2 protein-coding genes and 2 pseudogenes are annotated in these 10,356 nt (G+C 53.2%); all 4 read right to left on the reverse strand.

Annotated elements, in window-relative coordinates:
- Positions 1-575: 575 nt before the first annotated feature.
- Positions 576-941, reverse strand: coding sequence for an immunity 8 family protein (locus ACZRMH_RS25370; protein ID WP_464015769.1), 366 nt, complete (start codon positions 939-941; stop codon positions 576-578).
- Positions 942-944: 3 nt separating this feature from the next.
- Positions 945-4,220, reverse strand: coding sequence for a DUF637 domain-containing protein (locus ACZRMH_RS25375; protein ID WP_464015770.1), 3,276 nt, complete (start codon positions 4,218-4,220; stop codon positions 945-947).
- Positions 4,221-4,522: 302 nt separating this feature from the next.
- Positions 4,523-4,631 (reverse strand): annotated as a pseudogene (locus ACZRMH_RS25380) (hypothetical protein); the annotation flags it as partial.
- Positions 4,632-6,848: 2,217 nt separating this feature from the next.
- A pseudogene (locus ACZRMH_RS25385) lies at positions 6,849-10,295 on the reverse strand (beta strand repeat-containing protein); the annotation flags it as partial.
- Positions 10,296-10,356 lie beyond the last annotated feature (61 nt).

Raw genomic sequence — 10,356 nt, forward strand, 5'->3', positions numbered from 1 at the left:
GCTACTCCTCTTGGGTTGGTGATTGCTCGCACAACCATCAAACCCGGTAGCCCCGTTCTTTTTCAAGAGGGGTGTCAGATCAAGTCGAGACTTCTACATTTTAGACCTGTCTATATTTTTTGAACCTCAGGCAGCGAGGGCTGCAAAAATCGGTGGGTATTTCAGACCTTCCTTAGGTGTAAGAATTCCTTTTGCACCAACTTACTCGTGAGAAGCTAAAGTCTTAGTCGCCTGATGCAAAGCAGTCATAAGGTCCTCAAGATTGAAATTCCATTTACCTCCCTCAACGGGGGGATAAATTTCTATTTCAATTGGTCTTCCTGGCTCATGTGATACCTCAGCCAACTGACTCGATCCCGCCCAAATCTCGAATACACAATTCTCTCGATCTGGGGGGCTTGTTATTACAGTAGATAAAAGATTCATGGCTTCGGGGGCTCCAACAAACCAATAAATTTCCATCAGATAGCGGAACAACGCATCGTTGCTGCCGAACGACAAGTACAAAGCCCTGGAATTGACCTGTCACTTCCCCTCCAAGAAAAAATACACCCCAAAATCATTAAATACTTGACTCAAACGCTTCCATCTTCGTATCCCTCGAACTCCCACAAACCTAACCTTGATACCTTTCTTGAAACTTCATTCCAATTTTTACCCGAACAGCCTTGTAGAAATTTTTCAATGGAAAGAACAATTTTTTGATAATTGTAGTCACGGACAATAAGGTAATGTTGTCCAACAAGAACCTCGTCCAACCCGAGATTTTTTTCAATCCATGCCGGAGTACAAACCTCTATATCAAAGGACTCTTCGCCTTCTTCACCTTCGGGGCCAATCATAGCCTGAAGAAGAAAGCAAAAGCTGCCTGCGCATTCCGGCTGGTAATTTTCAAGATTGTAAATGTCGGGGCTATGAAGCCGTTTTAATTTCGCGTTCATAGTTTAGTCCGTGATATCCAAATGACCATTGGACTGCCACTTCTTTGTCTCCTGCCCAGGAAATCTTTGCTCAAAGTTAGCCTGAGTCCCCTGCTGATATGGCTTGTAAGTAGGTGGCCTATATTGCCTTAAGCCATCCTGACTAACTAAGGTTTTTCCATCACTTGCAACTTTATACCCATCGCCAACCCAAGCCTTCCCCATAACCTCAGCTTGTTCTCTTGTACCTGACCCAATGCCGAAATTACCTTTACCTTTCGAAGCCTCACTGAGTTGACCACTCAACTTTGCCCAATCGCCTGTGCCTTTTTCACCTTTCCCCGCGAGCAGTATAGCTGCCCATTTAGCGGCACTAGCAGCCTTGTCGGGGTCTACATCAAAACCTAATCCAGCTGCAATATCAACCCCAGCCTGGGCCGTTCCGTCTGCAACACCTCCCGCGACAAGAAATATTTTTGCGTTGGTATTGAAAAGCTGAACAGCACCCATCGCATTTTTCAGGCTTTCAGGGATATCGCTGGATGCCCGCGCTTGTGAGAGTAACTCGAATGTCTGATTCGATTCAGCAACGAAATTCTGATACGCCGCTCGGCAACCTTCTGGATCAGACGTGCAGAAGTCAAGTAAGCGCTTGTCATTCGCGTCATTCAGGTCCGCAAATTTATTTCTGACCTGATCGCAGGTTTTGGTGGCACTACACTCTCGCGCCTCCTTAATTAACATTACAACTTCTTGATGACTAAGAAAGTTGTACTGCGTTGCGTTCTGCGCAACCCAAGCCCCAGTTTGCAGGCTTTCACCTGTCGCACTGCTCTGCGTCGAGGCTGCTAACAGGCCTACGAGCTGTGAACTCATGTTCAACAGATCTTTATCGCCACCGACCCATGTATTGAGCTGGTCAACCAGCGCTTCGTTTGCACCTGCAGCCAGGGCGCCAGTCTTGAAATCGCCACCGCTGACTTTGGCTAACAACCCACCGACCATGGCATGGATCATGACTTTCTGTACGCTACCCTCGGCGTAGATCCCTTGGGTGTAATCCCCAACCGCATTGAAACTGGCTGCAGCCAAGGTGTTAAACAAGGCGCTTTGCAGGGCCTTACCCAACTCCCCGCCCTGCCCCATGATCTTGCTCAAGGCCAACGAGGTGCCATTTTGCAAGCCTTGACTGGCAGCGAATTGAGCAACACCTTTCCAGGTACTCAAATTGACATTGATCTTGCCGGTGAGCGCATCAGTGCCTGTGCCTGTCAGATCGTTTATATAACCCGATGTAATACCTGCGGTAATCCCTGAAATGGCGTAACCCTTCAGCGCATTACTGGAAGTCACGTCTTTGAGCACAGCTCCCAGATTACCGCCGTTGTTGATAAAGCTGACGCTTGCATTAGTTGCGGCCCCGGTGGCAATAGCAGCGCCTCCTGCAGCCAATGCTCCGCCGCTTGCTCCGCCCAACGTGGCAAATGCAACAGGGCCTACGGCCCAAGCCATAAAGATTGCGATTGCTAATTGCGCGCCTACTCCGAGACCCGCATTGCTGTACTTGAAGGACTCGTGAATTTCCTTAACCTGACGCCAGTCCACGTCCCCGCGTTTTTCAGCTTCTTTTAGCCATGCCAGTTGCGGGTCTGCCTTGACCATCGCGTCGATGGATTGGCTGATTGTGTGTTGGTCGATCTGCTTGATGTCGATGTTCAAACCATCGACGGCTTTGATCACAATATTGCCTTCGGCAATCATCTGACTCTGGCGCAAAGTCTCATCAGTGTTGCCTTTTCCTTTGGAACTGGTCCAAGCCAAATCACCTTTGCTCTTGGTATGGCTTTCGTCGTGCAGGTCCTTGACCGCCTCAAACGTCACTGCGCCACCACTGCTGATCGTGATGTCTTTACCGCTATCAAGCTTGGCCGCCTGATAGAGCTGATCCCCACCACTACTAAGGGTCAGATCGCCACCCGTCTTGATTTCGCTACCGATATTTTTTATATCGGTGACTTCGTCTCGTTGGGTTTTCTTGCTCCCCCAGTTACCTTTTTTGTTCATGTCATACAACGAGTAGTTACTGTCTTGCGCAGCCAGTAGATTCAACTCGTTGTCGGCGTGGACGTAGGCTTCGTTGCCTGCACTGATTTTGCTCGCAATAAGGGTCAGATCTGTACCCGCAACAGCGATCAAGTCGCCACCCGCGTTCAGTTCTGCTGATTGTTGCGTCACCTGGTCCGATTGGGTGGTGGTTTTGGTTTGGCCTTTTTTGCCTTTGGAGTAGTCGTGTTGTTCATTGGCAGCGGCTGCCAGGGTCAGGTTTTCACCAGCAGTGACGCTCAGGTCTTTGGCTGCACTGACGGTGCTGGCGATAACAGCAATATCACGCCGGGCATCTATGGCCAGGTTACCGCCGACATCCACTGTCGAAGCGTGTTGCAAGACAGAACTCTCAGTGCCGCTGATGCGGCGGCGTTGGTAGTCGTAGCTGTCTTCTTCGGTCTGGCTGGCAATTATCACGTCGCGTCCGGCAACAATGGAGGCATTACCTCCTGCCTTGAGGGTGCTGCCGATGCTTGCTAGATCACGTCCAGCGTTGAGCTTGAGGGTGTCGGCGGCTTCAAAGCGGGAAGCATCGCTTACCACATCGTTACGCAGTTGATAACCATCACCTTCACGCTTAAAGGTAGTGACCGTGCGTTCGTTGATGATGTCGCCAGTGACTGCAGTTGCACTGATATCGCGCCCTGTCACAACCCCACCACGGTTGTTACTGATCGAGTCGGTGGCGAGCATTTCCAGGCGGTTGCCCGCCTGCATGAGACCGCTGTTGTCGATATTGCCGGCAACCATGGTCAGGTTGTTGGTCGCGCGCAATGTGCCGCTGTTATGCAGATCACCGCCGGAGATCAAGCTAACGTCCTGGCCTTGGATCAACGCGCCGTTTGGCGCTAGACGGTTGTTAGCCTGGGCCAGGTAAAGCACGGGGGTCAGAACTTTTTGACCGTTAACCTGGGCCTCTTCCATCCACACGATGTCGTGGGTCAGCGCGGCCACTTGTTCGGCGGTCAAAGAAATACCCAGTTGAAGGTTCAGTGAGTCCTTGTATGAAATGGCGTTGTCCATCAGATAGCGGAACAACGCATCGTCGCTGGCGATACCGTCGATATAGCGCTGGCCGGTACGGGCAACAACCGCTTCGCGAATCAATCGTTGCTCATAAAGCCCATCACCCAGACGGCGATTGTTCTCGTCGGGGGTCACACCCAGCTTGTCGAGCAGGTAGTCTGAGCTCATGAACTGTTTGAGGTCGGTGAGCGCTGGATTGGTTTCGATCAAGTACTTGTGGCTGTTATCCACCGCAGCGACTTCAGGCAATCCTTGCACACGATTGATTGACTGGGCATTGATGTCCAATACCAGCGGCCCTTGACTGTTGATCGAGCCGGTAACCGGCTGATCATCAAGGCTGAAGCCACGTTCCTGTACCGCGCTGTAGTCCAGTGCTGTTTCTCGGTTTTGCAGCGAAATTTCGCGGCCTGCGATATTGAAGTCACTACTCCCCAGGGGAGCAGTGCTCGCAGCATCGGTATTACCTTCTTGACCACTTAGACGGAACAAACCATTTTGCCCGGTGGGCAGACTGAAGCCCGGCAAGGTCACCGGGTTCACTTGTTGTTGCGCCAGATCCGGCGGTAGTTGTGAGGTAATCGCCGGTTTGACCGTGGAGGCAAACACAGCTGAGTTGGTGTTGTGGTTTTGCGCAGGATTATTGATATCCGTAGCATTCGGGCGGATGACGCTGTTGTTGATTTGCTGGGTGGCGTTGACCGTTACTGAGCCTGCGGCCTGGATGACGGCCTGGGCAATGACACTCCCCGAAGTAGGTACTACATAGGTGCTGGTCTGAAAAAAGTTGCCAATACCGGCCATGACCTGAGCCATGCTCATATCACCCGGACGGTAGTCAGCCGAACCAGGGTTGTTGTAGAGGTTGAATTGGTCCCGGCGATTGATAAAGGTGTTGTAGTAACCGCGATCACGGGTATAAAAGCCCGAACTCAGATGACGCTCCTCGCCACCCGCAGCACCGGTGTTATTCAGCACATCGGTGTTGATCAGAATATTTTTTGCAGCGGATACCGAGCTGTAGAGGTTATCGAAAGTTTGACTGCCAACCGTCAGATCACCACCGGAATTGATAAATGCCGAGGCCGAACTGCCCTTGATCACATCTTCATAACGCTCGACCGAGCTGAAGTAGAGTTCGCAGCCTTTGCCCTTACAAAAATCGTTCGAGTAGACGTTAATACTGCCCGAAACCAGCTTTTTCTCAGTGCTGAATTGATCCCTGCGGTTACTCAGGGTGTCCGCCAGCAAACGCATATTGCCGGTGCTTTCCAGTGAACCCGAGATGTTTTCGATCAGCTCACTGCGCCCGTTCGCATCGTCCCGAGCGATATCCAGACCACCGAGGCTGTAGACATCGCCAAAGCGGTTGCTGAAATCATTGACCCGCAGGGTCATGTCGTTACCGCTAAAGATCAGGCCTTTATCGTTGAGTAGGTGGGTGGAGTTCAGGCGGACCTTTTCGGCACCACCCAGAGTGCCGTAGTTGTTCAAGGTGGTAGCGTTGACCGTCAAGTCGCCCACAGAGGTCAGGCGACCACGGTTATTCAGGGTCGCGCTGTTGATCTGGGTAATTGCCCCCCCGGCGATCCTAGCACCGTCGCCCAAGTCCATACTGGCGCTGGTGAGTTTCATGTCACCCAAACTGCTGATACGACCATTACCGCTGTAACCACCGGTGAGCGTCAGATTAAGGCTGCCATCACTGGCCAGAAGACCTTCGTTGGTCCACGTGTCACCTGTTCCACTCAAACTTTGCGAACCCAGTAACTGACCGCTGGCGGTCTGGGTGAACTGGCCAATTTCAAGGTTCAAGCGACCGGCCTGGATGACGCTGCTGTTGGTCCAGCTGGCGGCCTTGATATCCAGCTGACCGTTGGTAACAAAACTGCCGCCAGCACGAGTAACCTGGTCTGAAGTCAGATCGAATTGACCGCTACCGCTGTGAACGACACGCCCACCGTTATTATTGAGCCCACCGGCCTGTAGATTGAGATGATCGTTGGCGCTTTCCAACACACCGAAGCGGTTATCGAACAGACCCGAGGCACGAATATCCGTCGTACCAGTGCGGCCCATCGCCCGCAGGTTGCCGTTGACGTTGTTAATATCTTGCGCTGCAATCCGAAGCGTTTCGTCGCTTTCGATCAAGCCAAAGCGGTTGCTCAACGTGCCCGTCAGGCCGAAGTCGATGTCCCTCGCGCCGACTTTGCCCCCATTACCTTCTGCCGTCCCTTGGTTGTCGAAGTGCTCAGCCGTGACCTTGAGGAGGGTGTCGGCATAGACACCACCACCCTGATTGTTGAAGGTACTGGTGACGATGCGGTTTTCGCCGCCCAGTGCAGACAGGTGGCCCATTTGATTAAGCAGCCCGCCCTTGGCCTCGATGTCTAACGATTGCGCTTGGGTGATACCGCCGCTGTTGTCGAACAAGCCAGTGACCAGTTTGATCCAGCCTTTGTTGCTGTTGAGCACGCCGCCTGTATTGTTAGAAACCCTGGCTATCTCAAGGTCCAGATTGCCACCGAAGCTGTCGATCCTGCCGCCTTGGTTGTTCAAGGCACCACTGAGGCGCAACTGGTTGTCGGTCTGACTTTGCAGCGTACCTTGTTGGTTATTGAGGGTACGGGCGACTAAGTCGAGTCGGCCTTTCTGGCTGAAAATCAGGCCGTCCTGCTGATTGTTTACATCACCGGCCAATAGTTTGATGACCAGGTCTTTCTGGCTGGCCAAGGTGCCTTGGGCGCTGTTGTCCAAATCACCTTGAGTGAGGATCAGGTTGAGCTGATCCTGGCTGATCAGTTGACCGTCCCGGTTATCCAGGCTAGCTGCGTTGAGTCGCAGGGCCCCACCACTGGCCAAGCGGGCGTTATTGGCGTTGATCAAGGCACCGCTTAAAGTGCCTTCAAGGGTTCCTTGGCTGATCAGTTGCCCTGCGCTATTGTCCAGGCTTTGCCCGATCAGCTTGAGAGTGGTGGCACTGACTTTACCGCCCCGGTTAATCAACTCGCTCTGGGCATGATTGAAATCCAGCCCCTTCTCAGCCGAAATCAATCCGTTGTTGCTGTTCTCCAGACGCCCCGCAACATTGAGGGTAACGTCGTCTTGACCTGAGATAATCCCCTGATTGTTGTTCAGGCTGGCCGCGCGGATATGCTGCTTGCCCTGACTGACCAGGGCGCCCGAATCGTGGTTATCCAAAGCACCAATGAGAGCAACCTGCAGAGCACCACCCTTGCTCGACAACGTGCCCTGGCCACTGTTATCCATGCTGTCGCCAATCACTGTCAGGTCATTCCAGCCTGAGATCAGTCCTTTGTCCGCGTTGATTATGTGTTCCGCTTCAACGCGTAATTGGTCTGCACTGAGAATGACCCCGCGATCACCGTTATCGATGCGTTTGGCGGCAAGAGTGAACGCTGTCTGGCTGGATATTTCCCCTTGTTCACGGTTGACCAAGGTAGCCAGACGAGCAAAGGTGAGCGGACCTTTAGCACTGATCAACCCGGCGTTGTTGTGCAGATCCCCGCCTTGCAGGTCAATGGCCACGGCTCGCTCGCCAATCAGGCGACCTTGGCGTTGAATGAGTTGTTGAACAGTGAACCTCAAGTCGCCCTTGGCGGAGATTTCCCCACCGTAGCTTGAGTCCACATGCTGACCCGCCAAGGTAAGGTCGCCTTGGCTGTTTATAAGACCAGCATTGTTTTCAAGGTTCGCTGTGGTCAGTTTCAACGCCTGCTGACTACCTATCACTCCGCCACGGTTATCCACATCGCCTGCCGTGACAGACAAGGTGCCATCGCTGACTAAATTGCCCCCCTGACTATTATCCAAAGACCCGGTATTGAGGGTCTGGAGAGTACCTGCAGAGAGCCGTCCCTTATTGCTGTTGTTCAATGAGGCGGAGGTCACGGCAAGAGCCGTCGCGGCCGTAATCAATCCTTGATTGTTGTTGTCCAGAACCCCTTCAACCTTCAGGTTCAGACTTCCACGACTGGCAAGCGCACCACTGGACTGGTTGTCCAGACTGGCCGCCTCGACCTCTAATGAGTTTTGCGCTGACAGGACCCCTTCGACGCTGTTATCCAGTGCTTTGGCCACTCGCAATTGAAGGTTATCGGCACTGATGACCTTACCGCCCCGGTTGTTCAGCGAGTCTGCCGCAAGCACAAATGATTGCTTGCTGGAAATTTCGCCGCCCTGACTATTGTCGACTGCACCCAAGTTACTCAACAGCAACTGGCCCGGTGTCGCAATCAGCCCACGGTCGCGGTTGATCAGCACTCCATTATTTAGGTTCAGGTTGATGCCCGTGTTGCTGGTCAGCTCTCCACGGTCGTGCTGGTCCAAACCGGTCAAGGTTGCGTTAACCGTGGACTTGGCAAAGATCGAACCTTGCTGACTGTTATTCAGTTGCCCGGAATTGAGGCTGATTCCGGCGTCACTGTTGATGCTGCCTTTTTGGCTGTTGTTCAGGCTCGCACTGTGTATTGCAATGTTGCTCTTGGCACTGATTATTCCACCCTGACTGTTGTTCAAATCGGCACTCACCAAGCTGGCCGTGCCATCTGCCAACAGTTTGCCTCCCTGATTATTCAGCACGCCCCGCGTGGTGACCGATAGCGTATTCGCTGCAGACAGAATGCCGCCCTGGCCGTTGTTCAAACTGGCAGCGTTGACTGTTAAAGCGCCTTCACTGATAAGCACGCCCTGGCTCTGGTTAACCAGATCTGCGGTCAGATTGATCTGAAGGTCTTTTTGGCTCGTGACGCGTCCACCCAAGCTGTTATCCAGCTGACCACCGTTAAGCTCCAGCCCTTCACGCCCTGCAAGCAGACCTTTGCTCTGATTGAGCAGACGTTGCACCGTCAGGTTAAGACCACTGTCGCCAATGACTTTACCGCCGCTGTTGTTCAGCATATCTGCAGCCAGCAGCACCTTGGCCTGGCTAGAGATTTCCCCTTGCTGATTAAGGATGCTTTGGATTTGCAGGTTCACGCCTCTGTCAGCAGCGATCAAGCCCCCATTGCGGTTGTCCAGCGTGGTGCTCTTGAGCGTCAGTGCACCCTCACTGACCAGTTCACCACCTTGCTGATTGAGCACACCAACTGCAGCCTGCACCCCGCCTTTGGCAGTGATTCGCCCAGCGCCGTTTTCGACCTGATTAGCCTTGAGGACTAAAAGACCATCGCTACTTAGTTTGCCGCCGCTGCTGTTGTCCAGGCTCTCCAACTCAACAAGAGCGTCTGCCTTGCTGCTGACAACCCCTTTCTGGCTGTTATCAAGGCGGCCACCGCTCAGGGTCAATGCCCCGTCAGCGATCACCAGGCCACCGTGATTGGCCAAAACATCGCCATGCAACGTCAGGGCTGCTTTGCTGGAAACCAATCCTGCTTGGGAGTTGTTCAACTGGCCAACGGTGACCTGCTGCGACCCTTGACTGACCAGATTGCCCTGATTGCGGTTGTCGAGTAGCCCAGTGATAGAGGCGGTCAAGCCTCCTTGGCTCGACAAAGAACCTTGGCCACTGTTATCCAGACTCGCGGCCTGAACAGTTATCCAGTTAACCGCGGAAAAAATACCGAGTCGGTTATCGATAGCACCGCTTGCAGTCACGTTCAGATTGCTACCCAACAATTTACCCGAGCGGTTGTCCAGACTTTTGGCGGTAATACGGGTCTGGCTAGCCGAGATTTCACCCGACTGATTACTCAGTTGTCCGGCCGTAATACTTGCCCGCTCAGAGCTGGCAATCAGGCCCTTGTCGTTGATCAGTTGTCCGGCGTTGAGCACCAAGTCGTTCAGGCCTATTACTCGCCCATTCTGGTTATCCAAAGCGGCCAGTACCGTGACATCAGTGCTGTTCTTACTGTGCAGCAACCCATTGATCCGGTTGTCCAGAAGAATGGCATTGACCTTGAGTGTTTCAGTACCTAGAACCCGCCCTCCACGGTTATCGAGTCGACCGGCACTGACTTCTGTTCTCGGACCACTGAGCGTGCCGGCTTGGTTGTCCAGCGTTTGCGTAGCAGCCACCGTCAAGGCACGACTCGCAACTACGCTATTGGTATTTTTTAGATGGGTTGCTGATAGGCTGACATCACCACCCGCGTTGCGCGAGTTGTCTGAATTGACCCCGGCTTCGATAACGCCATGGTTGGTCAACTGCGCGCCGCTGGAGAGTTTGATACTGTCGCGGGCAGCGAGATTTTTACGACTGGTGAGGTCGCCTTGAGCCTGCATATCCAGTGCGGCCCCCGCATAAACCGCCCCTTGCGCGTCCAGGCTCGCAGCCTTGACCTTG

Source organism: Pseudomonas sp. B414, from assembly GCF_055408445.1.

Coding starts and splice junctions, on each gene's coding strand:
- ACZRMH_RS25370 (WP_464015769.1), bottom strand. CDS start 941: ATGAACGCGAAATTAAAACGGCTTCATAGCCCCGACATTTACAATCTT.
- ACZRMH_RS25375 (WP_464015770.1), bottom strand. CDS start 4,220: ATGAGCTCAGACTACCTGCTCGACAAGCTGGGTGTGACCCCCGACGAG.